26 protein-coding genes and 1 pseudogene are annotated in these 20,920 nt (G+C 42.4%); 17 read left to right on the top strand and 10 right to left on the bottom strand.

The window, feature by feature from the left end:
- Window positions 1–9 precede the first annotated feature (9 nt).
- Window positions 10–597 (top strand): nitroreductase, encoded by a 588-nt coding sequence (locus MHH65_RS04035; protein WP_044334458.1) that lies wholly within the window; start codon window positions 10–12, stop codon window positions 595–597.
- Between the two features lie 38 nt (window positions 598–635).
- Here the strand turns inward: MHH65_RS04035 and MHH65_RS04040 are convergent, their stop codons facing one another.
- From MHH65_RS04040 to MHH65_RS04050, 3 genes are all read right to left on the bottom strand, one after another.
- Window positions 636–791, bottom strand: coding sequence for a YfhD family protein (locus tag MHH65_RS04040; RefSeq protein ID WP_024425223.1), 156 nt, complete (start codon window positions 789–791; stop codon window positions 636–638).
- Between the two features lie 61 nt (window positions 792–852).
- On the bottom strand, window positions 853–963 hold the full coding sequence (locus MHH65_RS04045; RefSeq protein WP_017358836.1) for a YfhE family protein: 111 nt from the start codon (window positions 961–963) through the stop codon (window positions 853–855).
- Between the two features lie 52 nt (window positions 964–1,015).
- Complete coding sequence (locus MHH65_RS04050; protein WP_098676626.1) at window positions 1,016–1,912, bottom strand: TIGR01777 family oxidoreductase; 897 nt, start codon at window positions 1,910–1,912, stop codon at window positions 1,016–1,018.
- Window positions 1,913–2,006: 94 nt separating this feature from the next.
- On the opposite strand from MHH65_RS04050, the gene recX reads away from it, so the two are divergent.
- Together recX and MHH65_RS04060 are read left to right on the top strand one after the other, a co-directional pair.
- Entirely contained in the window at window positions 2,007–2,798 is a 792-nt protein-coding gene (gene recX, locus MHH65_RS04055; protein WP_024425808.1) for a recombination regulator RecX, read from the top strand.
- A gap of 3 nt (window positions 2,799–2,801) precedes the next feature.
- A complete protein-coding gene (locus MHH65_RS04060; RefSeq protein WP_098676625.1) occupies window positions 2,802–3,116 on the top strand; it encodes a YfhH family protein in 315 nt (104 codons plus the stop codon).
- Window positions 3,117–3,139: 23 nt separating this feature from the next.
- Here the strand turns inward: MHH65_RS04060 and MHH65_RS04065 are convergent, their stop codons facing one another.
- Together MHH65_RS04065 and MHH65_RS04070 are read right to left on the bottom strand one after the other, a co-directional pair.
- The gene (locus MHH65_RS04065; RefSeq protein ID WP_008360604.1) at window positions 3,140–3,313 is read right to left on the bottom strand and encodes a YpzG family protein; all 174 of its coding nucleotides are present in this window, start codon (window positions 3,311–3,313) and stop codon (window positions 3,140–3,142) included.
- 25 nt (window positions 3,314–3,338) lie between these two features.
- Entirely contained in the window at window positions 3,339–3,488 is a 150-nt protein-coding gene (locus tag MHH65_RS04070; RefSeq protein ID WP_003217849.1) for a small, acid-soluble spore protein K, read from the bottom strand.
- A gap of 116 nt (window positions 3,489–3,604) precedes the next feature.
- Here MHH65_RS04070 and MHH65_RS04075 point away from each other — a divergent pair, with 116 nt between their 5' ends.
- The 3 genes from MHH65_RS04075 (at window position 3,605) to MHH65_RS04085 (ending at window position 7,842) form a co-directional block, all read left to right on the top strand.
- Window positions 3,605–3,877, top strand: coding sequence for a YfhJ family protein (locus tag MHH65_RS04075; RefSeq protein ID WP_024425219.1), 273 nt, complete (start codon window positions 3,605–3,607; stop codon window positions 3,875–3,877).
- Between the two features lie 299 nt (window positions 3,878–4,176).
- Complete coding sequence (locus MHH65_RS04080; protein ID WP_024425218.1) at window positions 4,177–5,160, top strand: glycosyltransferase family 2 protein; 984 nt, start codon at window positions 4,177–4,179, stop codon at window positions 5,158–5,160.
- Between the two features lie 87 nt (window positions 5,161–5,247).
- Window positions 5,248–7,842, top strand: coding sequence for a YfhO family protein (locus MHH65_RS04085; RefSeq protein WP_098676624.1), 2,595 nt, complete (start codon window positions 5,248–5,250; stop codon window positions 7,840–7,842).
- 62 nt (window positions 7,843–7,904) lie between these two features.
- On the opposite strand, the gene MHH65_RS04090 is transcribed toward MHH65_RS04085, so the two are convergent.
- The 3 genes from MHH65_RS04090 to MHH65_RS04100 all read right to left on the bottom strand — a co-directional run bounded on the left by MHH65_RS04090 (window position 7,905) and on the right by MHH65_RS04100 (window position 9,816).
- Complete coding sequence (locus tag MHH65_RS04090; RefSeq protein ID WP_024425804.1) at window positions 7,905–8,324, bottom strand: regulatory YrvL family protein; 420 nt, start codon at window positions 8,322–8,324, stop codon at window positions 7,905–7,907.
- A 69-nt stretch (window positions 8,325–8,393) separates the two neighbouring features.
- The gene (locus MHH65_RS04095; protein WP_098676623.1) at window positions 8,394–9,557 is read right to left on the bottom strand and encodes an oxalate decarboxylase family bicupin; all 1,164 of its coding nucleotides are present in this window, start codon (window positions 9,555–9,557) and stop codon (window positions 8,394–8,396) included.
- A gap of 94 nt (window positions 9,558–9,651) precedes the next feature.
- Window positions 9,652–9,816, bottom strand: a complete 165-nt coding sequence (locus MHH65_RS04100; protein WP_098676622.1) for a YvrJ family protein — start codon at window positions 9,814–9,816, stop codon at window positions 9,652–9,654.
- A 166-nt stretch (window positions 9,817–9,982) separates the two neighbouring features.
- Between MHH65_RS04100 and MHH65_RS04105 the strand changes: the two genes are divergently transcribed.
- Both MHH65_RS04105 and rsoA read left to right on the top strand, forming a co-directional pair.
- Window positions 9,983–10,585, top strand: coding sequence for a sigma-70 family RNA polymerase sigma factor (locus MHH65_RS04105; RefSeq protein WP_098676621.1), 603 nt, complete (start codon window positions 9,983–9,985; stop codon window positions 10,583–10,585).
- The gene (gene rsoA, locus MHH65_RS04110; protein ID WP_029707333.1) at window positions 10,533–10,754 is read left to right on the top strand and encodes a sigma-O factor regulator RsoA; all 222 of its coding nucleotides are present in this window, start codon (window positions 10,533–10,535) and stop codon (window positions 10,752–10,754) included. Before MHH65_RS04105 ends, rsoA begins: the two co-directional genes overlap by 53 nt.
- Before the next feature lie 25 nt (window positions 10,755–10,779).
- Here rsoA and MHH65_RS04115 read toward each other — a convergent pair whose 3' ends face one another.
- The gene (locus MHH65_RS04115; RefSeq protein WP_034623275.1) at window positions 10,780–11,760 is read right to left on the bottom strand and encodes a metal-dependent hydrolase; all 981 of its coding nucleotides are present in this window, start codon (window positions 11,758–11,760) and stop codon (window positions 10,780–10,782) included.
- Between the two features lie 191 nt (window positions 11,761–11,951).
- On the opposite strand from MHH65_RS04115, the gene mutY reads away from it, so the two are divergent.
- Entirely contained in the window at window positions 11,952–13,052 is a 1,101-nt protein-coding gene (mutY, locus tag MHH65_RS04120; protein WP_335351035.1) for an A/G-specific adenine glycosylase, read from the top strand.
- Here mutY and MHH65_RS04125 read toward each other — a convergent pair.
- Window positions 13,039–13,263 (bottom strand): hypothetical protein, encoded by a 225-nt coding sequence (locus MHH65_RS04125; RefSeq protein ID WP_342497896.1) that lies wholly within the window; start codon window positions 13,261–13,263, stop codon window positions 13,039–13,041. The two genes, mutY and MHH65_RS04125, sit on opposite strands and share 14 nt — an antisense overlap.
- An 81-nt stretch (window positions 13,264–13,344) precedes the next feature.
- Between MHH65_RS04125 and fabL the strand changes: the two genes are divergently transcribed.
- The 8 genes and pseudogenes from fabL (at window position 13,345) to MHH65_RS04165 (ending at window position 20,915) form a co-directional block, all read left to right on the top strand.
- Window positions 13,345–14,097, top strand: a complete 753-nt coding sequence (fabL, locus tag MHH65_RS04130; RefSeq protein WP_024425211.1) for an enoyl-[acyl-carrier-protein] reductase FabL — start codon at window positions 13,345–13,347, stop codon at window positions 14,095–14,097.
- A gap of 75 nt (window positions 14,098–14,172) precedes the next feature.
- Window positions 14,173–14,322, top strand: a pseudogene (locus MHH65_RS04135) (gamma-type small acid-soluble spore protein); the annotation flags it as partial.
- 174 nt (window positions 14,323–14,496) lie between these two features.
- A complete protein-coding gene (locus MHH65_RS04140; RefSeq protein WP_025093469.1) occupies window positions 14,497–14,757 on the top strand; it encodes a YgaB family protein in 261 nt (86 codons plus the stop codon).
- Between the two features lie 147 nt (window positions 14,758–14,904).
- Window positions 14,905–15,435: a DUF402 domain-containing protein gene (locus MHH65_RS04145; protein ID WP_024425209.1), complete on the top strand. Its 531-nt coding sequence runs from the start codon at window positions 14,905–14,907 to the stop codon at window positions 15,433–15,435.
- A 95-nt stretch (window positions 15,436–15,530) separates the two neighbouring features.
- The gene (locus MHH65_RS04150; RefSeq protein ID WP_268413772.1) at window positions 15,531–17,273 is read left to right on the top strand and encodes an ABC transporter ATP-binding protein; all 1,743 of its coding nucleotides are present in this window, start codon (window positions 15,531–15,533) and stop codon (window positions 17,271–17,273) included.
- A gap of 112 nt (window positions 17,274–17,385) precedes the next feature.
- The gene (locus tag MHH65_RS04155; protein WP_268413776.1) at window positions 17,386–18,408 is read left to right on the top strand and encodes an ABC transporter ATP-binding protein; all 1,023 of its coding nucleotides are present in this window, start codon (window positions 17,386–17,388) and stop codon (window positions 18,406–18,408) included.
- Window positions 18,377–19,354, top strand: a complete 978-nt coding sequence (locus MHH65_RS04160) for an ABC transporter ATP-binding protein (RefSeq protein WP_120208556.1) — start codon at window positions 18,377–18,379, stop codon at window positions 19,352–19,354. Before MHH65_RS04155 ends, MHH65_RS04160 begins: the two co-directional genes overlap by 32 nt.
- A complete protein-coding gene (locus MHH65_RS04165; protein ID WP_061110602.1) occupies window positions 19,329–20,915 on the top strand; it encodes an ABC transporter substrate-binding protein in 1,587 nt (528 codons plus the stop codon). The genes MHH65_RS04160 and MHH65_RS04165 overlap by 26 nt, the downstream gene beginning before the upstream one ends.
- Window positions 20,916–20,920 lie beyond the last annotated feature (5 nt).

Below are 20,920 nucleotides of genomic sequence, written 5' to 3' on the forward strand. Positions count from 1 at the left end.
ATGACATATATGCCAGAAACGAAACAACAAACAGAAGCGTTAACAGTTCGAGACGCTGTCAGATATAGACGATCGATTCGAAAATTCAAAGACATACCGGTGACGATTGAGCAGCTTCAGCCGCTATTAGAGGATGCAGTCTATGCACCGAACCATAAAATCACGGAGCCGTGGCGCTTTTTATATGCGGTGACGGATGAAGCGAAAGCGACTTTTGTAGAGCGTTTTATTGCTTTCTTTCAGCGCAACAACCCAGATGCAAAAGAAGAAAAAATCAATCAATACAGAGAATACTTTTCTAAGGTTCCAGCGCTTTTACTTGTTGTGCTAAAAGAAGACGAGAACCCTGTCGTGAGAAATGATGATTTTGCCGCCGTCAGCGCACTTATTCAAAATCTTCAGCTGCTTGCGTGGGATCAAGGAATCGGTATGGTTTGGAAGAGCGGACGTATTTTATACGACAAAGGCTTTCAACAAGACATGGGATTAAAGGAAAACGAACGGTTTGCTGCGATCCTTCATATAGGTTATCCAGAAGAGGTGCCAGAGGAAAAATCACGCCAGAAAGCATCAAGTCTTCTTACTGAAATCAAATAAAAGAAAAGCAGACCGCTGAATAAGGTCTGCTTTTTTACTTATTGTTTTTTGGCGCGCTGATCGGCCGCTTTCATACGTGCCATTGCTTTTACGTCATTCGGATCTGCAAGTTCTTTGGAAAATTCAACATATTCGCCATCCGTCTCTTGTGCCGCGAGCTCGTGGTTGGATTTTTTGTGTTGGTCTTTTTTCAAAGCCTTTCCCTCCTTTACAAGATCACTTTAGTTATGTGCTTGTTGGAGGGGAATATCCGTCTTATTTGTTTCTTTTTTCTGCTGCTCTTTCCGCTTTTTTGAATTCCTGCTGATACAGGACTTCCTGGGTTTTCTTCAGCTTCGAAGTTGGCTGGTGTTCTTTTTTCTTCATCAAAATCGCCCCCTCATATCATTTCTAATAGGATGGGTGTTTTTGACAACATTTATTCCTTAGAATGCAAAATCGCTTCTTTTAGTTCAGGGTGCAAAAAGTCATAAGAAGAGAGCAGTGCTTTTTTTGGCAGAGCACGCTGACCTTCTAAAACAAGTAATGACATTTCACCAAGGGCCGTTTTGATCACAAAAGATGGCACCTTCAACCAATGGGGGCGGTGAAGGGCAGAAGCAATGGTTTGTCCAAGCTGTTTCATTTGAACAGGATTCGGTGATGTCACATTGAGCGGGCCTGAGAGGTCGTCATTATGAATCGCATAAGCAATGAGATGTGCCACATCCTCAACATGAACCCATGAAACCCATTGCGAGCCAGAGCCGATTGTCCCGCCGGCAAACAGCTTGTAAGGAAGTGTCATCAGTGGCAGTGTCCCTTTTTCGCCTAACACGACGCCAAAGCGGGTGTAGACTGTACGAATGCCGAGTGCTTCAATCTTTTGTCCCTCAGCTTCCCAAAGCTTTGATGTATGACTTAAGAAATCAGTATCTGTAGGATGTGATTCCTCCGTAAAATCTCCTGTTTGAGATGTGCCATAAATTCCGACAGCACTTGCTTGAATCAGCACAGATGGCTTTGATTCCTGCGCTTCTATAATGCGTCTTACCTCTTGTGTTGATTTGAGACGGCTGGAGAGGATGCCTTCTTTTGCCTTGTCTGTCCAGCGTGTAAAAATGGATTTTCCAGCAAGGTTAATCCATACATCGATGGCAGGCAATTCATGCTCAGGTGCAGCACCTTCAGTCAGCCACTGAACATAATGTAAATGATTTTGTTCGGATTCCTTTGGATTTCTTGTTAAAATATATAGATGATGTCCCTCAGCAGCGAGCACTTTTGTGACATGCTGGCCGATAAAACCGGTTCCTCCGGTAATGGCGATATTCAATTGACATCTCTCCTCTCATATACATACCTATATCTTTCACGATTTTGAATCAGAAGAAACATCCTGACTGTTTTGGAAAAGGAGTGATCACAGGATGCCCTATATTACAAAAATTTCTGCTCAGAAAAACAATACCGAGCGGGTCAACATCTTTCTTGATGAAAAGTACGCCTTTAGCGTTGATTTGGATGTGCTCGTCCAGCACGATTTGAAAAAAGGAAAAGAGCTGGACGAAGCAGATATCATTGAGATTCAATTCGGTGATTCAGTGAAAAAAGGATTTCAGCAGGCCGTTGATTATTTATCCTACCGCATGAGATCAGTGAAAGAAGTCACCGATTATTTAACGAAAAAAGAAATCCCTGCACCTGCTATTAGTGAAATTATACACAAATTGAAGCATTATAAGTATGTAAATGATCTTGAATTTGCAGAAGCCTATGTCAGCACCCACCGAAAAACGAACAGCAAAGGACCGTCCGTCCTAAAAAAAGAATTGAAGCTCAAGGGGATAGACGATGACACGATTGAACAGGCGCTATCCCAATACCCTGATGACTTACAGCTGGAGGAAGCTGTAAAGCAGGTTCTCAAGCTTGTCAAAAAAGAAAAAAATCGTTCTGCAAAAGAGATCGAGCAGCGCATCAAGTTGCAGCTGCAGCGAAAGGGATTTTCGTTTGAGATCATTGATAAAGCCCTTCAAGAAGCCTATGATGGACAAGAAGAGGAAAAGGAAGAAGAAGCCCTCCTTTATATGCTGGAGAAGGCAAAACGCAAGGTAGGATATGACGGATCATTTGAAAAGAAGATGAAAGTAAAGCAATTTTTGTTCAGAAAAGGCTTTGATCTTGATACAATTGATCACGTTTTAGACAAAGGGGAATGACAGATGGAAAAACGCTATAGTGAGATGACAGAATACGAATTGAAGCAGGAGATTGCCGCCCTTTCTGAAAAAGCACGAAAGGCTGAACAGCTTGGCATTGTGAATGAATACGCAGTTTTAGAGCGGAAAATCGATATGGCAAAAGCCTATTTATTAAATCCAGCTTCGATTCAAACGAAAACAACTTATCAAATTAAAGACACAGAAGAAGAGTTTTATGTAGAATATTTAAATGGCGTTTTTGCGTGGGGATACAGAGTATCGGCTCCAAATAAAGAAGATGCCCTGCCGATTTCAATGCTGACGCAAAAGGACTGATCCCAAGTGATCAGTCCTTTTCTTTACTTAGAACGCTGTTTACGGACGTTGTTCTGAAGTACGATGTCGTGCTGCGTTTGCTGCGTTTCTCCGTTGACCTGAGAGGCAGAATGCTTTGCATTTGCCCATGGTTGAGGGTAAGCGGTTGTCCTTAATTGAACAAAGTCTGCCATATACGATTTCCCATTTGAACTCATATCTCAAGCACTCCCTTTGGAAAAATTAGCGTTTCCCTGATGCCCTCATACGTTCCTGTGGACGTGTATTCGTTTCACCATTCGGCCGTTTAGACGCATAAGCATCTGTAGCGCCTGGTTCGCCTTCAAACTTGTGATTTACCTGATTTGGAAAGCCTTTTGCTTTATTACGCATATCGATTCCCTCCAAACAATACAAATCATTTGCGTCTTTTGAAGACGTAAGGGTAGTATATGAAAAAAGAAGTTTTTTTAAAAAGGCACATTCTGCTAGATGAAGGAGGAACAGGCATGGAACAATACTTTGAGCGATTAACAGAACAACTTATGGAAAAAAACAATATGCTGACATATGACGAAGCCCGTACATGGGTAGAGCTGCTTTGGAGTGATTTTGAAACGACTTATGCAAAGGCTGGCCGCAAGTATAAAGGACAGGAAACAACAGAACGAATTGTTCAAGAGTGGATCGAGAGCTACGGAGCGCAGCTGCATTTATTTCAAAATAAACAATCAAAGGCAAACGAGCATCTGCAACAAAACAATCGAGGGCTGCTTCATTAAAAGGTTGCCCTTTTACTTCCATTCATCTTTTTCAATAATAAGGAAAATATACAAACGAACAAATAACTTTATGAAACAATACCCAGTCTGTGATCGAAATTACAGGCTTTTTACAATGATTAAACTTAAAATTACATTAAATTCATCCTGCTGAAAATCACTGGAAATAAAACTCTGATATAATGAAACGATTGAAGAGACATGTAATTTATGGATAATAAAAAAGGGTTTCGTTTTCTGACAAAAAAGGAATAATGAACATATCAGACTATGTGAAAAAAGTGAAGAGAAGGTGCGATATGGAACGGGAACTGCTCTCTGTTATAATTCCTTCTTACAATGAAGGTGAAAACATCAGACGAATCTTTGAGGCACTCGAGGAAGAGTTTCGCGATTTTCATTATGACTTTGAAATCATCTTTGTAAATGATGGAAGCAAAGACAACACGCTTCAATACATGAGAGAGCTCTCTCGCAAAAGTGCAAAGGTTAAATATATTTCCTTTTCGCGTAACTTTGGAAAGGAAGCCGCTATTTTGGCAGGTCTTGAACATGCAAAAGGAGCAGCTGCGATTATTATGGACGCCGATCTGCAGCACCCGACGTATTTAATTCAGGACTTTGTCAGAGGGTATGAAGAAGGCTATCATCAAGTCATTGCCAAACGGAATCGTAAAGGTGACAGCAAGCTGCGCTCTTACCTGTCATCCATGTACTATAAGGTGATGAACAAGGTAGTAGAAGTGGACTTGCGTGATGGCGTCGGGGATTTCCGTTTAATTTCACGCCAAGCCATCGATGCACTTCTCCAGCTGAAAGAGGGAAATCGTTTTTCGAAAGGGCTTTTTTGCTGGATTGGGTTTGAAGAAAAGGTCATCTATTATGAAAATGTAGAAAGACAGCATGGTGATACAAAATGGTCACTGAAGAAATTATTTAACTATGGCATAGATGGCGTCATTTCCTTTAACAACCGCCCGCTGCGAATTTGTTTTTATACTGGCATACTGATCTTATTTCTCTCATTGATTTACATCGTAGCCACCTTTATTCAAATCGTCAGAACAGGCATTATGGTGCCGGGTTATTTTACTTTGATATCGGCTGTGCTGTTCCTCGGAGGTGTCCAGCTTTTGAGTCTAGGCGTGATTGGAGAATATATTGGCCGTATTTATTATGAAACGAAAAAGAGGCCGCATTATTTAATCCAGGAATCAAATGTGATGGAACAAGAGACAAGCTCAAAGGAACAAGACCGAGTGTTAACACAGTTATTTAAATAACGTGGAGTCAAATAACCGGCAAGCACGAATCGCTTGCTGGGTTGTTTTGTTTCAAAGAATAGTGGATCTTTTGTGGAAAGGATTTAGATGATGAAACGTAGATGGATAATGATAGGAATGTGCCTCATTCTCGCTTTATTAGGACACTCCTTTTTCTTATATGAATATACGCAGGGCCGGTATATGACAGGAGATGGAGACGGGATCTCACAAATGCTCCCATTTAAAAAGCTGCTGTACGATGAATACGTCAAAGGGAACTTCTTTTATTCCTATCAATTCGGTCTAGGCGGCGGTACATATACGCAATTAGGTTATTATTTCACAACGTCGACTGTCTTTATGGTCACGGTCGCTGTCGTCTGGCTGATGAATGCACTTCATCTTATCCAGTCAACGGACATCCATTTCTGGGCAAATGCCGTCATTTGGCTGAGTGTGATCAAGCTGACGCTCATTCTGTTCATCGCTTACCGTGTGCTTCTTTCAATGGTTCAGCATAGGCTGAGTGCATTAACAGGAGCCGCAATTTACGGATTGTCTATTGTGTATTTTCGGCATCAAACGTTTTGGGAGTTTTTCACCGACAGTATGATGTGGCTCCCGCTGCTTGTACTTGGGGTTGAACGGATTTTCAAAACAGGTAAGCCGGCTTGGTTTATTGCGAGTTGCAGCCTGATGCTTATCAACAATTTTTACTTTGCTTATATTCATTTTATCTTTTTAGCGATCTATCTTGTCTTCAGATATATCATCAAGCTTCGAAGTGAGGAGAACGGGTGGAAGGTGTTCTGGACGCTGGCAGTCTCTACGCTGTTATCCTTTGGTATCAGTGCTGCCTTTTTTGTCCCGTCTGTCTATGGATTTCTTCATAATATAAGACCGCCATATGATCAATCTATACCTTGGTTTGATCTGCATGATCATCTGCTGTTTACAAGCAGGGTGTATTTATTACCTGTGATTTTTCTCATTTGTATGTTCCTCGTTCCGCTTTACCGGAACAGGTGGTTTTTCATGTTTACATCGATCAGCGTTCTGCTCATTGTTTTTCACTACAGTCCAAAGATGGCGAGCGTGTTTAATGGTTTTTCAGCACCGCAATACAGGTTTGAATACATTCTTGCCTTTACAGTTGGAGCGGTCGTAGCCATCACCATCAAGCATTTCTCGCAAATCGAGTGGAAGTGGAAAAAGCGTGCGGTCTTAGGCGCTTGGATCGTGTTTCTTCTCGCAGTCATCTTATCAGAACGAGCAAAGGGAAATATGGATGTTGTTGTATTTACAGGCATAGGACTGCTTGTGATCAGCTTGTTTTTCCTTATGATTCATGCGGAAAAACGTCAGCACCTTCGTTTCTTTTCAGTTGTGCTCATCGTTGTCAGCTTACTGACAGCAGGCGTGTATCAGCAGGGCTATTTATCTGAAAGAAGCAATATTAAGAGCGTATCAGAAACGTATCTGAATAGTGAGGCATATGCTGGACATGAGCAAATGAAGCTCATTCAGCAGATTCAAAGCCGCTCCTCAAAAGATCCGCTTGCCCGGATTGATTGGATGAATGGTGTGCGCAACAATACCCCGTTATTTGAAGACTTTCAAGGCATGAGTGCGTATTCAAGTATATTAAATAAACATTTGCTCAATTTTTATTGGAATGACCTGCAAATCGATATGGGACGTGAAAGTGTCAGCCGTTATGCAACAATGGGGGACAGGGCGAATTTATACAGCCTGACCTACGGAAAGTATTATATGAGAGACAATACGATGCCTTACTCACCGCCAGCTTATTTTAAGCCAATATTGGAAAGCGAGCATTATAAAGTGTATGAAAATACACGGCCGCTGCCATTTGCAAGAACAACAAGCACCGTTTATTCAGAAGAATCCTTAAAGGATGCCTCAGCACTTGATAGGGAGCATGCGATGCTGCAAGGTGTGATTTTAGACAAAAAAGGAAACGCTGAAATTGAGCATGCGCCAGATCGAGTCAAGGATACAAACATTCATACCGAACAAGCCATATATGAACATGGCGTGCTTGATGTATACGGAGAAACAGGCGGTCTGAATATCACGCTGCCAGATGATATGGCCCGCGCTGGGGATGTGTATGTGAGCTTTTATGTGAAGCGGACAGACCGTAACGAAGGATTTCAGTTATCCGTTGACAACTACGTCACCTCACGAAAAAGCAATACATCCATCTACAAAACAGGCGTCAATGAAGTGACGATTCGAGTCCCTGCGGAAAAAATCCTTTCCATTCGAGTACCAAAAGGGACATATGAACTCAATCAACTGAGGCTGTATCAAGAGCCTTACCGCATCCTAGAAAAGGCATATGAAAAAGAAAAACAGGATGATGGCAGCCAGCAAGTAAAGCTCGAAAACAACCGCTTTACGATTTCATATGATAACAAACGCGGCGATGATTATATGGTTCTCCCAGTACCATATGAAAAAGGCTGGGAGCTCACGGTAAACGGAAAGCAGACCGATATTGAACAAGCCAATTACGCCTTTATCGGTTTTCCAATAGAAAAAGGTAAAAACGAGATTGTGCTAACCTACTATCCGCCTTATATCAGAATTCTCGCGTTAATTTCACTCGTCAGTTTGATTGGTGCGATCCTATATGCGCGAAGAAAACACAAGAAACACCACTTTTCATCATAAGTGGTGTTTTTTTATCTTCCAAGCGCTGATCGAACACGATATCCATCATATGAAGCAAATCACTAAGCTTCTTTCTCAAACGAAAAAGTCGCATAATCAAACAAAAAATGAAACAACCAAAGACTGAGGGCAAAGAGAATTTCCTCAGAAGTAGACAGTAAAATGCCGCCTACCAATTCATCAGATAAATAGACAGCCCCCCAAATAAACAAGAGATGAATGGAAATGGCATAGAAAACGATGGAGCGTTTTTTGGAACGGCACTTTCTCACAACCCTCATGAGCACATGTTCCACATGCTCAAAGGATATCCCAAGTACCACATAGATGCCCATAAATAAAAGCATCGATAAAATCGATTGATAAAAAGCACCCGTTAAATGAAAGAACAGTACACAAAACAACAAAAATATGTAACAGACAGCCGACGCCGCCATGAGCCATTTCAGCCCTTGCCATAAAGCGTGAACAGATTGCTGCATAGGTGAACAAACACTCCTTTACATGAAGATACCTGCAAAAAGGACAGCCTTTTTGCAGGAAGTTATATGTTAATCCTCTTTTTTAGGCGCAGCGATCACAGGATGTTTTTCAGTATCAAGCAGTTTTAAGAAGTCTTCACCTTGATCTAAATGATCAAGAACAAGCTGTTTCGGTGTGACCGCAAGCCACTGATTGAGTGAAATGTCTGCATAATGATCGCTCTTAAAGATTTCTAAGAAATAAAGTGGTTCGTCGCCTGTATTTTCTACATAATGCCCCATCGCAAATGGGACATATCCAACGTCTCCGGCCTGATAGTTGAAGGTTCTCGCATGTCCATCAGAAGCAAATACCGTCATTCGTGCTTTTCCAGAAATGAAATATTGCCATTCATCCGTATTTGGATGCCAGTGCAGCTCACGAATGGCACCTGGATCAACTTTCACAAGAGCGGATGCAATCGTTTTAGATGCTTTGAAATTGGTAGAGTCCGCAATCCACACTTGTCCGCCGCTTGATGTAATCGGCTCCTGTTTTAACAGCTCATATTTAAAGGAATTCGGGACTTCTCCTTGCTCTGTTTTCACCTTGTCACATTCAAGGGAACCAGGAATTCCTTTTTGGAAAATATACTTTTCTTTCTCTGGCAGCTTGTCAAACTGCTCTTTTGTCATACCGAAGTTCTTGAGCACGACTTCCTCTGGCGTGTGGGCAAGCCAATCGGTTACTTGGAACGTACTATTTTCTGAGAATGCCCCATCATCAAACACAAGCAAGAATTCAGCTCCCGGTTCAAGTGCTTGGATAGAGTGCGGCAGGCCAGAAGGGAAGTACCACAAATCACCCTCAGTCACATCCTCTGTAAAATTGCGCCCCTCTGCATCAACCGATGTAATCCGGGCTTCCCCATAAATCATGTACGCCCATTCCGCTTCCTTATGCCAGTGAAGCTCACGAATCGCACCAGGCTTTAACCGCATATTAACAGATGCAAGACTTTTAGAGATCGGCAGTTCACGGACTGTTACCTCACGGGCGTAGCCGCCTTTTTCTAAACGATTGTGTGTATCAGAAAAAGAATATTTCAGGTTGGAGACCGTTCCATGATCGGTTTCTGGCGGCGTGAGCATATCTGGATTTTGTCTGTCCCGCTCGAGATTACGTGGAATTTTGACCGTTGCTCCTTTTTCTCCTCGAATCGGCTGTGGTATTCCATTTTGCTTTTCACTCATGATAAAATCCCCTTTCAACATCGTATTGTGTGAGGTGACAAAAGGCCTTTCATTTCGCCCTCGTTTTCATAAGGTGAAACGAATCAGGCAGATGTCAATCTGATTCATCATTTTTTTGAGCAGCGACTAATCGTTGGATGAGCTTGCTTAATTCATCAAACTTTCGTTCAAAGCGTGTCAGCAAGTAAACCGTCAAAATGGCAGGGAAGCCAGCCTGACCGAGCTGCTTCAGCCATTCCTCTGAAAAAAAGGGCTCCATTTGTCTCACCTCCCAGCGGATGCTCGTCTTCTATATAAGTGGTATGAAAGAAGAAAAAGGAAAGCAGAGGGGGAGAAAATGAATCATTAGACCCGTTTCACGAAGTTTACTTTTTTTAACTTTTGTCCACTTAATGCTAGTAGAGGGAACAAAGGGGAGGATGCACATGGATTATCGGCTGTTATTGAAAGCAAAATGGAAGGAAATCATTGATCACCCGCTCATTCAGCAGTTTTTAAGCAACCCGAAAAACGAGCAGCTGCTCCGGCAAGTCATGGAAGAGCCAAACGAGGAAAATGCCAAAAAACTAGATTCCGAGTTCAAACAGTTCTATCAGAAAATCCGCATCATCAAGTATATCTCCACAATGATACGCATCTTTTCAGTCGACTTTGACAAACGAGTAAAAAAGAAACAGCAGCGTTTTCCGCTCATACTTGATCATCCTGATACACAAGAAGTGAAAGACCATGTTCAAACAGATACGTATGAAGCTGTGCTCTTCAACCAGCAAGACCTAGGGGAGCATCTGCAAGACCAAACATTGTACAAGGCCTACCAGCAGCTCACAGACAAACAAAAAATGGTCCTAACCCAAATCTATGTCGAAGGCCAAACGATGAAAGAAATAGCCGATCAGTTCGGCGAAACAAGACAAAACATCTCAAACATTCACAAAAAAGCACTCAACAAACTAAAAGAAGAAACAGGGGGAGATGTCCGTGCACGAAGACAAAATGACCAATGGAGAAATGGAAGAACTCATTGAAACCTTCACACCCATGATCAAAAAGAAACTACAAAACACGGCATATCAAGAAAGAGAAGACCTCGAACAAGAACTCTATATCAAACTCATCGAAAAAATAGACCGGCTGATTTACCAAGAAGGACCTGGATTTTGGGAGTTTATTGTGGAATATATGACGAAGTTGTAAAAGTGAAGTACAAAAAAAGACTCGCTCACACAGAGCCGAGTCTTAATTTTTTTTGCAGTTTTTCTTCACTGAAAATCCAGCCGGTATAGGAATTTTTGATTTGGTGGTCCATGTCGATATGGCAGATTGCGACAAAAGGATAATGACCTTTGCTGCGGTAGCGCAAATCAATGAACCGCACTTCATAATGATCCTTGTATTTATCCACTTCCCACCGGTAGACAGGGGAGAAGGAGAGAAAGGCTGAAATGTTTTCATCTTGCTTAGCAATTTTCATAATTTCAGTATCAGGGACCGGCACACGGTTAAAGGTGTCTAAAATGACGACTTCTCCATTCATGCTTCGCCCAACATGGAAAGAGGATTTACATTTCACGGCGATGCGCCATTGTCTGAACTTCATTGTAGGCGAAATGATAATCTCTTCAATTTCATCGAATCGTGCACGCAGCTGACGTTTAATTTGAAGCTGCATGATGACCCTGACGATATAGTAACAGAAAATCACGGCATACAGCGTAATAAACGTATAGCCGGGATGTCCGCCAATCGCCCAAACGACAATGGCGACAAGGTGTGTAAAGAAGATAAACGGATCAAACGTATTAATGATCCCAAGTGCTACCCATTTCTTTGAAAATGGACGAATGGCCTGTGTGCCGTATGCATTAAATATATCTACAAACACATGAAGTACAACGGCTAATAGTGTCCATAACCAAAGGTGAAGTAAATTCGCCCCCGGCACAAATGGGAAAATCACAGCCGGAATCAGCAATGACCAGAACAGTACAGCCGGAATGGAATGTGTAAATCCTCGGTGATTTCTTATATAAACCGCATTATTTTTTAGTTTTAGCACAGTATCAATGTCTGGTGCTTGGGAGCCGGCGATGGTCGCGATCATCACGGCGTGTGCCATGTGTGGATCTGCGCTGACGGCTGGATCTAAAAGTGCAAGTCCCCCAAGAGAAATGCCCATTACTACATGAGTACCAGTGTCCAATTGATTACCTCCTAGTTGTCATGCTTAGGAACAATCATACAAAGTATACGTCTCCAATCAAGACTATGTGCAAAATCACTTTTGCTTTATCCCGATTTAATGTAACATGTTAACGTATCTACAAACAGTATACAACAAATAAGGTTCTATTCAGAACGTTAGCCCTCGGTCCAATGAGAAGGAGTATAGATATGAAAGACATTCAAGAAAAGCTGGACCGCAAAGATATTGCGGGATTTCAGCATGATTTAATTGATTGGTATGAAAAAGAACAACGAACACTGCCGTGGCGTGAAAATCAAGATCCATACCGCGTCTGGGTATCAGAAGTCATGCTCCAGCAAACGAGAGTAGATACGGTCATTCCGTATTTCAACCGGTTTATGGAGCAATTTCCGACGGTGAAGGATCTCGCTTTAGCTGATGAAGAAAAGGTCATGAAAGCATGGGAAGGTCTTGGCTACTACTCAAGAGTGCGTAATTTACAGGCAGCTGTGAAAGAAGTATATGAATCCTACGGTGGCGTGGTGCCTGATACGAAAGAGCAATTTTCAAAGCTCAAAGGTGTAGGCCCATATACGAGCGGCGCAGTTCTGAGTATTGCCTATAACAAGCCGTATCCTGCGGTAGACGGCAACGTGATGAGGGTCATTTCTCGTATTTTGTCCATATGGGATGATATTGCAAAACCAAAAACGAGAAACATTTTCGAATTTGCGGTCGATCAGCTCATTTCCCGGGAAAAGCCGTCAGAATTTAATCAAGGGCTGATGGAGCTTGGTGCGCTCATTTGTACCCCAACATCCTCTGCCTGCCTCATTTGCCCTGTGAACATGCATTGCTCGGCACTTGAGGAAGGCGTTCAGCATGAGCTCCCAGTGAAAAGCAAAAAGAAAAAGCCGACTGCAAAATCAATGGCAGCAGCGGTGTTATTTGATGACGCAGGCAACCTATATATTCATAAGCGGCCAAGTACAGGCCTCCTTGCGAATTTATGGGAATTCCCTAATATGGAAACCATGAAGGGAAGAAAAACGGAAAAAGAGCAGCTGATTGATTTCTTAAAAGAGGAGGCAGGTGTACAAGCGGAGCTTGGTGATTTAGAAGGCACCATTCAGCATGTATTTACCCACCTCATCTGGAATATTTCTGTTTTCTTTGGACGAGTTACCTCTGTATCTGATGACACGATGCTGAAGAAAGTCACAACAGAAGAATTTGAGGCATATGCTTTGCCAGTCTCACACCAAAAAATTTGGAAGCTGGCACTTGAGCAGCCTAGTCATATTTAACCGTTGTACCGTGGGTATAATCAGCATCATTTCGGTGCAGACCCCCGCGGTCTTCGATTTCAGAAATGATTTCTCGATACTTAGATTGCCCTTCTTCATTCAAATAAGGTAAAATTTGTTGGAAAGCATGATGAAAGTAAGCAAGCTCAGTATCTTTCCATTGATCCTTGGACATCATGCCAAGCTGGCTTAAATCGCGTCCGACATACATGAATGTAACCTCCTAATAGGAACTTTCCTATTAGTGTGAAGCGAATGAACGAAAACTATTCAAATCAGGAGATGAACCATAATGAGTCAACGTAAATGTGCATTAATTACAGGAAGCAGCAGAGGGGTAGGGAAAGAAGTTGCCCTTCGCCTCGCTGAAAAAGGATATGACATTGTCATTAACTATGCGAGAAGCAAAAAAGCCGCACTTGAAACAGCGGAAGAAATTGAAGCGATGGGCGTTAAAACATTGGTTGTCAAAGCCAATGTAGGCCAGCCTGAGAAAATCAAAGACATGTTTCAGCAAATTGACGAAACCTTTGGCCGTTTAGATGTATTTGTGAACAACGCGGCATCAGGTGTTCAGCGTCCAATTATGGACCTTGAAGAAAATCATTGGGACTGGACGATGAATATCAATGCGAAAGCTTTGTTATTTTGCGGACAAGAAGCGGCGAAACTAATGGAGAAAAACGGCGGCGGACATATCGTCAGCATTAGCTCTCTTGGCTCTATTCGCTACCTTGAAAATTACACAGTAGTCGGCGTATCAAAAGCAGCACTAGAGGCTTTGACACGTTACCTTTCAGTGGAGCTTTCACAAAAAAATATCGTCGTCAACGCTGTATCAGGCGGCGCGATCGATACCGATGCACTCAAGCACTTCCCGAACCGTGAAGAGCTTTTAGAAGATGCGAAGAAAAATACACCTGCCGGCCGAATGGTGGAAATTAAAGACATGGTCGACAGCGTGGAATTCCTTGTATCAGGCAAAGCAGACATGATTAGAGGCCAGACGATTATTGTGGATGGCGGACGTTCTTTGCTTGTTTAAAAAAATCATGAATAGGATGTACACCTTCTGCACAAATTAATGTGCGTGGAGGTGATAATGATGGATCAACAACAAAACAAAACAAACGCGCAACAAGTGAAGAAACAAAACCAAGCTTCTGCACAAGGCGGTCAATTTGGTACTGAATTTGCTAGTGAGACTGACGCACAGCAAGTAAAAAAATACAACCAAAAAGCTGAGCAAAACAAACAACAAAACAGCTAATCACTGAAACAAAGGAAAGCACTTCATATACGAATGAAGTGCTTTTCTTTTTGCCTCTCACCACCATCCGACAAAACCTGTAAAACCTCTACATAAACAGTCAAAGGATTTCTTCCTTCTTTCAAGAAATGGTATACAGACAAAAAGTGGATTCGATGAAAAGGGAGGAGTTAGATGTCTGATTTCGATCAGCTTGTAAAAGAACAAATGCAGCTCATGGATCAGCTGCTCGATGTGCAGGGAGAACTCGATCTATGCTTAGAAACAGAAAAACAATTGCTGCAGGATGAAAAAAAAGAAGAGTGGCATAGGCTTTGTGATCAGATCAAACAGAAACGTGAGGAACTGCAAAAAGTGCAAACCTTGTTTACAAAACAGACAGAAGAAGTCATCAGCTCATATAAACAGATGGAAAAGAGTTCTAGCGTGATGTAAGTCAGTGTGCCGTTCAATTGGGTTGAATGGCTTTTTCATTTCATTTTTTAATGATGTAACGGTATAATATAATAGAGACATGTTTAGTTGGGAAATTAGGTCTTTGGACTGTTAGGTTTGTTTGTTATAGAAAGTAGGGGAGAAAATATGGGCTATCCCAAGGAAGGAGAAACCATCCAAATTCAAAGCTATAAACATAATGGCTTGATCCACAGGATTTGGAATGAAACCACCATTCTGAAAGCAACGGAATTGTGTATCATTGGTGCAAACGACCGTACAATGGTGACTGAATCCGACGGCCGTACTTGGATGACGAGAGAACCGGCTATTTGCTATTTCCATGCAAAACAATGGTTTAATGTAATTGGGATGCTTAGAGATGATGGGGTATATTATTACTGCAACATCAGCTCTCCTTTTGCGACAGATGATGAGGCAATTAAGTATATTGATTACGATTTAGACGTCAAAGTCTTTCCAGACATGACGTACAATATTTTGGATGAGGACGAATATGCAGATCATAAGAGGCAGATGAATTATCCAAAAGAAATCGATAGTATCTTAAGAGAGCATCTGAATACATTACTGCATTGGATTCACCAGCGGAAAGGTCCGTTTGCTCCTGAATTTGTGGATATGTGGTATGAACGTTTTTTACATTATACAAAATAAGCAAGAGCATCGAAAAACCTGTTTGGCTTTTTAGGCTAACAGGTTTTTGACTGCGTACGGATAAGAGGCACTGATAGATTGGGAAGGAGATTTACATGGGGGTCATTAAACGCTACATGGCTTTTGTAACACCGTATAAAAAACAGATTGCATTGACAATGGTCATCGGAATGATTAAGTTCTCGATTCCCTTAACCTTGCCTCTGCTTTTAAAGTACGTCATTGATGATGTCATTCAAGGCTCGGGGTCAGCTGAAGAAAAGACATCAACTCTACTGATCATAATGGGAATCATGCTCGTATTATTTTTAGTGTTGAGACCGCCTGTTGAATACTATAGACAATACTACGCACAGTGGACAGGCAGTAAGGTATTATTTGATATTCGAGAGAAGCTGTTCTCGCATATTCAAAAGCTAAGTCTTCGTTATTATGCCAACACGAGAACAGGAGAAATTATTTCAAGAGTGATCAACGATGTGGAGCAGACAAAGGAATTTGTCATCACAGGGCTCATGAACATTTGGCTGGATATGATGACTGTACTGATCGTGATCGCTATTATGTGTACACTGGATCTGAAGCTCACCATCGTGTCTGTCATTATTTTTCCGCTATACGCGTTTGCAGTAAAGTATTTTTACGGACGGCTTCGTAAGCTGACAAAAGAGCGGTCACAGGCGCTGGCTGAAGTGCAAGGGCACCTGCATGAGCGGGTACAAGGAATGCCGGTCATTCGAAGCTTTGCAATTGAAGAATATGAACAAGAGAATTTTCATGATGAAAACAAAAATTTCTTAAACAAAGCAATCAACCATACGAATTGGAACGCCAAAACATTTGCTGTCGTCAATACCATCACTGACATTGCACCGCTATTAATCATTGCATTTGCGGGTTATACAGTAATTAACGGATCGCTGTCGATCGGGACCATGATCGCCTTTGTCGGCTATATTGACCGGATGTACAATCCGATTCGCCGTCTCATTAACTCATCCACGACGTTAACCCAGTCCGTTGCATCAATGGATCGGATCTTTGAGTTTATTGATGAGCCATATGAGGTCACAGACCGGCCGAATGCAAAAGAAGCCAATCATTTAAAAGGAGAGGTAGAGTTTAAAAATGTGTCGTTTCGGTATGAACACACGCAGGAAGAGATTCTGCACAATATCTCCTTGAAAGTAGAAAAAGGACAAACGGTTGCGCTTGTAGGAATGAGCGGTGGAGGGAAGTCGACACTCGTCAGCTTAATTCCAAGGTTTTATGATGTCACAAACGGGTCACTTGAAATTGACGGCATTGATATCAAAGAGTACAAAGCAAGAAGTCTTCGAAATCAAGTCGGAATGGTGCTGCAGGATACATTCCTATTCAGTGGCACGATTAAAGAAAATATTGCGGTTGGTGACCCTGAAGCACCTTTTGAAAATATCGTGTCGGCTGCAAAAGCGGCAAATGCGCATGATTTTATTATGTCTCTTCCTGAAGGATATGACACGAAAGTAGGAGAACGGGGCGTGAAGCTGTCAGGCGGACAAAAACAGCGGATTTCCATTGCAAGGGTATTTCTTAAAAATCCACCGCTTTTGATTTTAGACGAAGCGACGTCTGCACTTGATTTAGAAAGTGAGCATTACATTCAAGAAGCGATGCAAAAGCTGGCGAAGGATCGCACAACCTTTATTGTCGCACACAGATTATCAACCATTACACATGCTGACCAAATTGTGGTCATGGAACAAGGCGAAATTGTGGAAAAAGGAACACACGAAGAATTAATGAACCGAGACAGCCACTATCGTCATTTATTTACCATTCAAACTTTAAATTAGTAGAAGCCTATCCGATTCTAGCGGATAGGCTTTTTTATGCTTGTCAAAAACATGACATATTTCCCAGCTTGTCTCAATACAATTTTAAAAAGTATGACGGGGTGGTGAATATGTGAAAGAACAAGACGTGCTGCTAGATGTCAAACAGCTGTCCATTGCGTTTCAGCAGAAAAAGCAAAAAGTACCCATCGTCCATCACATATCGTTCTCGATTCAAAAAGGGGAAACGTTAGGAATTGTGGGCGAATCTGGCTGCGGGAAAAGTATCACAAGCATGTCATTAATGGGTCTGAATCAGCAAACCGATACAACGGGCGAGGTTCATTTCGAAGGGCAAAATCTGCTGTCACTTTCAGAGAAACAGTGGCGAGAGATAAGAGGAAATGACATTTCGATGATTTTCCAAGAGCCAATGACCTCTCTGAACCCATTAATGACCATCGGCAAACAAATGACGGAAGCCCTTTTCACACATCAAGCAATCGGTCAGAAAGAAGCAAAAGCGAAGGCGATTGATCTGCTTCAAACAGTTGGATTGAAGCAAGCAGAATCACTGCTTAGAAAATATCCACACGAATTATCAGGCGGCATGCGCCAGCGAGTCATGATAGCGATGGCAATGCTTTGTCACCCAAAGCTCATGATCGCTGATGAACCGACAACTGCACTTGATGTAACCATCCAAGCGCAAATCCTTCGTCTGCTCAAAAAGCTGAACGAAGAGATGAATACTGCTATTTTATTTATTACCCATGATCTAGGTGTCGTGCGGCAAATATGCCAGCGAGTCATGATTATGTATGCCGGTCGAATTGTAGAAGAAGGAACCGTTGACCGTATTTTTCAAAAACCTCTGCATCCCTACACGAAAGGTCTTTTCGCCTCAGTTCCATCGTTTAAAGAGAAAAAAGAAAAGCTCATCTCTATTGCAGGTCATGTGCCTAAGCCAGGGGCCATCCGGTCCGGCTGTCAATTTGCACCACGCTGCCCATACCAAATGCCGCAATGTCTTGAAAAAGATCCAGCCTTACAATCCATTGAACAGAATCACCGCGTGGCATGTTTTCTAATGGAAGGAGGAGAAGACACTGACTCACCCACTCTTGCAAGTGAATCAGCTGACAAAACGGTATGACACAGCCGCTTTTTTTTCTAAACATAAACAATCGACTTTGGCTTTAAATCAAGTGTCCTTTCACGTGAAGGAAGGAGAAACGCTTGGCATTGTTGGTGAATCAGGCTGCGGGAAATCAACACTTGGCAAAAGCCTAATGAGATTGACTGAACCGACGTCAGGCTCTATTCAATTAAAAGGGCAGGAGATCACCCTTCTAAAAGAACGAGACATGCGTTCCTTAAGAAAAGACATTCAAATGATCTTTCAAGATCCATATGCTTCTTTAAATCCAAGAATGAAAATCAAAGATATTTTAGAGGAACCGCTGATTGTCCATCAGCATGGGACGAAAGCAGAAAGACGGAAACGGGTAAAAGAGATGCTGCACATTGTTGGATTTGATCCTTCCTACGGAGAACGTTATGCGCATCAATTCAGCGGCGGGCAAAGGCAGCGTATCGGTATTGCTAGAGCACTTATTACGCACCCAAGTCTTGTCATTGCCGATGAACCAGTTTCGGCTTTGGATGTATCCGTTCAAGCGCAAATTTTGAATTTGATGCTTGAATTGCAAAAGACGTTTTCTCTGACGTATCTGTTTATTTCTCACGACCTTGGGGTTGTCAGATATATGAGCGACCGGATCGCCGTCATGTATGCTGGGCGCATTGTCGAGATGGGGCCTGCCGAAGATGTGTTTCACAGCCCGCTTCATCCTTATACGTCGCTGCTTCTGAAATCCATTCCACATATGGATCACGTACTAGAGGCGCAAGATGTGGCAGCAGAAGAGACCCCAATGACGGAACGCGGCAGCTGTCCTTTCTACAAAAGGTGTCCAAAAAGATGGGAGAAATGCCTGAAAGCAGTTCCTGCTTTGTATGAGGAGGCACCGGGGCACGCAGCCGCGTGTTATTTATATCAAAAGGAGGAACACAATGAAGAAGACATGGTTATTCAGTAGTTTCATTTTTGTGCTGGCACTGGCGCTCTTTTTAGGGGGATGCTCATCTTCACCGACATCAGAAGAAAAGGCAACAAAAGATACCCTCGTATTTGGCAGAGGAGGAGATTCCACTTCACTAGATCCAATCACCACAACAGAAGGCGAAACCTTCAAGGTCACAGAGAATATATTTGAAAAGCTCTTGAATTACGGTGAGAAAGACACGACCATCCATCCTGGCCTCGCAACAGAATGGGATGTTGCAAAGGACGGAAAGTCATACACGTTCTACTTAAGAAAAGGTGTGAAATTCCACGATGGCACAGACTTTAACGCAGAAGCAGTGAAATTCAATTTTGAGCGCTGGATGAATGGAGACGCAGAAAAGTTTCCTTACTATGGTATGTTTGGCGGCTATAAAAAAGATAAAGGGCATGTCATTAAAGACATCATCGTCAAAGGCGAGCATGAAATTGAATTTCAGCTAAAGCGCCCGCAGGCGACATTCCTCAAAAACATTGCTATGTCACCATTTGGCATCGCAAGTCCAGCGGCTGTTGAAAAAAGCGGCGATTCATTTAGAGAAAATCCAGTGGGGACAGGACCATTCAAGTTTAAAGAGTGGAAGCAAAACGACCGTATCGTGTTAGAAAAAAACGAGGATTATTGGCAGAAGGATAAGCCAAAGCTGAATCAAATCATCTTCCGCTCCATTCCAGAAAACTCTGCTCGTTTAAATGCCCTTAAAACAGGCGAGATCGACTTAATGGATGGCGTGAATCCGTCAGATTTAGATGGCATTAAAACCGACAAAGCACTCCAGCTCATTGAAAGACCATCGATGAACGTAGGCTATATCGGACTGACTGTCACAAGAAAGCCGCTTGATAACAAGCTCGTTCGTCAGGCACTCAATTATGCGGTCGATAAAGAATCGATTATTGAGTCATTTTATGGCGGACTTGCTGAGCCAGCAAAAAATCCATTGCCGCCAGCTTTAGAAGGCTACAATGACGACATTGAGCCATATCCGTATGATCCAGAAAAAGCGAAAGAACTATTAAAACAAGCGGGCTTCCCTGACGGCTTTCGCATCAAGCTTTGGGCAATGCCTGTACCGCGTCCATACATGCCAGATGGAATGAAGGTAGCAGAAGTCATTCAGTCAAATTTTGAAAAGGTCGGCGTCAAAGCAGAAATTGTGACATATGACTGGGCAACCTACTTAGATAAAGCAAGTAAAGGGGAAGCAGATGTGTTCTTATTAGGCTGGACAGGGGACAATGGCGATCCTGATAATTTCATCTACACTCTGCTGGACAAAGACAGCATTGGCGGTAACAACTATACATTCTTCGAAAATGATAAAATGCATGACATTTTAATTGAAGCGCAAACAGACACAGATCAAAAGAAACGAAATGAGCTGTATAAAAAAGCGCAGGAAATCATTCATGACGAAGCGCCTTGGATTCCATTGGTGCATTCGATTCCAATGCTTGCCGCTTCTAATGATTTAAAAGGCTATCAGCCGCATCCAACTGGTTCAGAAGCTTTAACTGACGTGTATTTCGAATAAGCAAA

Origin of the sequence: Bacillus sp. FSL L8-0654, from assembly GCF_038629965.1 — a bacterium.
Lineage (GTDB): Bacteria > Bacillota > Bacilli > Bacillales > Bacillaceae > Bacillus > Bacillus safensis.

Excerpts from the sequence above, each read along its gene's own strand:
- MHH65_RS04070 (WP_003217849.1), bottom strand. The coding sequence starts at position 3,488 with ATGCGTAATAAAGCAAAAGGCTTTCCAAATCAGGTAAATCACAAGTTT.
- MHH65_RS04060 (WP_098676625.1), top strand. The coding sequence starts at position 2,802 with ATGGAAAAACGCTATAGTGAGATGACAGAATACGAATTGAAGCAGGAG.
- MHH65_RS04080 (WP_024425218.1), top strand. The coding sequence starts at position 4,177 with ATGGAACGGGAACTGCTCTCTGTTATAATTCCTTCTTACAATGAAGGT.
- MHH65_RS04065 (WP_008360604.1), bottom strand. The coding sequence starts at position 3,313 with ATGAGTTCAAATGGGAAATCGTATATGGCAGACTTTGTTCAATTAAGG.
- MHH65_RS04090 (WP_024425804.1), bottom strand. The coding sequence starts at position 8,324 with ATGCAGCAATCTGTTCACGCTTTATGGCAAGGGCTGAAATGGCTCATG.
- MHH65_RS04045 (WP_017358836.1), bottom strand. The coding sequence starts at position 963 with ATGAAGAAAAAAGAACACCAGCCAACTTCGAAGCTGAAGAAAACCCAG.
- MHH65_RS04125 (WP_342497896.1), bottom strand. The coding sequence starts at position 13,263 with ATGTATGTCGGACGCGATTTAAGCCAGCTTGGCATGATGTCCAAGGAT.
- MHH65_RS04095 (WP_098676623.1), bottom strand. The coding sequence starts at position 9,557 with ATGAGTGAAAAGCAAAATGGAATACCACAGCCGATTCGAGGAGAAAAA.
- MHH65_RS04075 (WP_024425219.1), top strand. The coding sequence starts at position 3,605 with ATGGAACAATACTTTGAGCGATTAACAGAACAACTTATGGAAAAAAAC.
- MHH65_RS04165 (WP_061110602.1), top strand. The coding sequence starts at position 19,329 with ATGAAGAAGACATGGTTATTCAGTAGTTTCATTTTTGTGCTGGCACTG.
- recX (WP_024425808.1), top strand. The coding sequence starts at position 2,007 with ATGCCCTATATTACAAAAATTTCTGCTCAGAAAAACAATACCGAGCGG.
- MHH65_RS04035 (WP_044334458.1), top strand. The coding sequence starts at position 10 with ATGCCAGAAACGAAACAACAAACAGAAGCGTTAACAGTTCGAGACGCT.
- MHH65_RS04150 (WP_268413772.1), top strand. The coding sequence starts at position 15,531 with ATGGGGGTCATTAAACGCTACATGGCTTTTGTAACACCGTATAAAAAA.
- rsoA (WP_029707333.1), top strand. The coding sequence starts at position 10,533 with ATGTCCGTGCACGAAGACAAAATGACCAATGGAGAAATGGAAGAACTC.
- MHH65_RS04100 (WP_098676622.1), bottom strand. The coding sequence starts at position 9,816 with ATGGAGCCCTTTTTTTCAGAGGAATGGCTGAAGCAGCTCGGTCAGGCT.
- MHH65_RS04085 (WP_098676624.1), top strand. The coding sequence starts at position 5,248 with ATGATGAAACGTAGATGGATAATGATAGGAATGTGCCTCATTCTCGCT.
- fabL (WP_024425211.1), top strand. The coding sequence starts at position 13,345 with ATGAGTCAACGTAAATGTGCATTAATTACAGGAAGCAGCAGAGGGGTA.
- MHH65_RS04105 (WP_098676621.1), top strand. The coding sequence starts at position 9,983 with ATGGATTATCGGCTGTTATTGAAAGCAAAATGGAAGGAAATCATTGAT.
- mutY (WP_335351035.1), top strand. The coding sequence starts at position 11,952 with ATGAAAGACATTCAAGAAAAGCTGGACCGCAAAGATATTGCGGGATTT.
- MHH65_RS04145 (WP_024425209.1), top strand. The coding sequence starts at position 14,905 with ATGGGCTATCCCAAGGAAGGAGAAACCATCCAAATTCAAAGCTATAAA.
- MHH65_RS04140 (WP_025093469.1), top strand. The coding sequence starts at position 14,497 with ATGTCTGATTTCGATCAGCTTGTAAAAGAACAAATGCAGCTCATGGAT.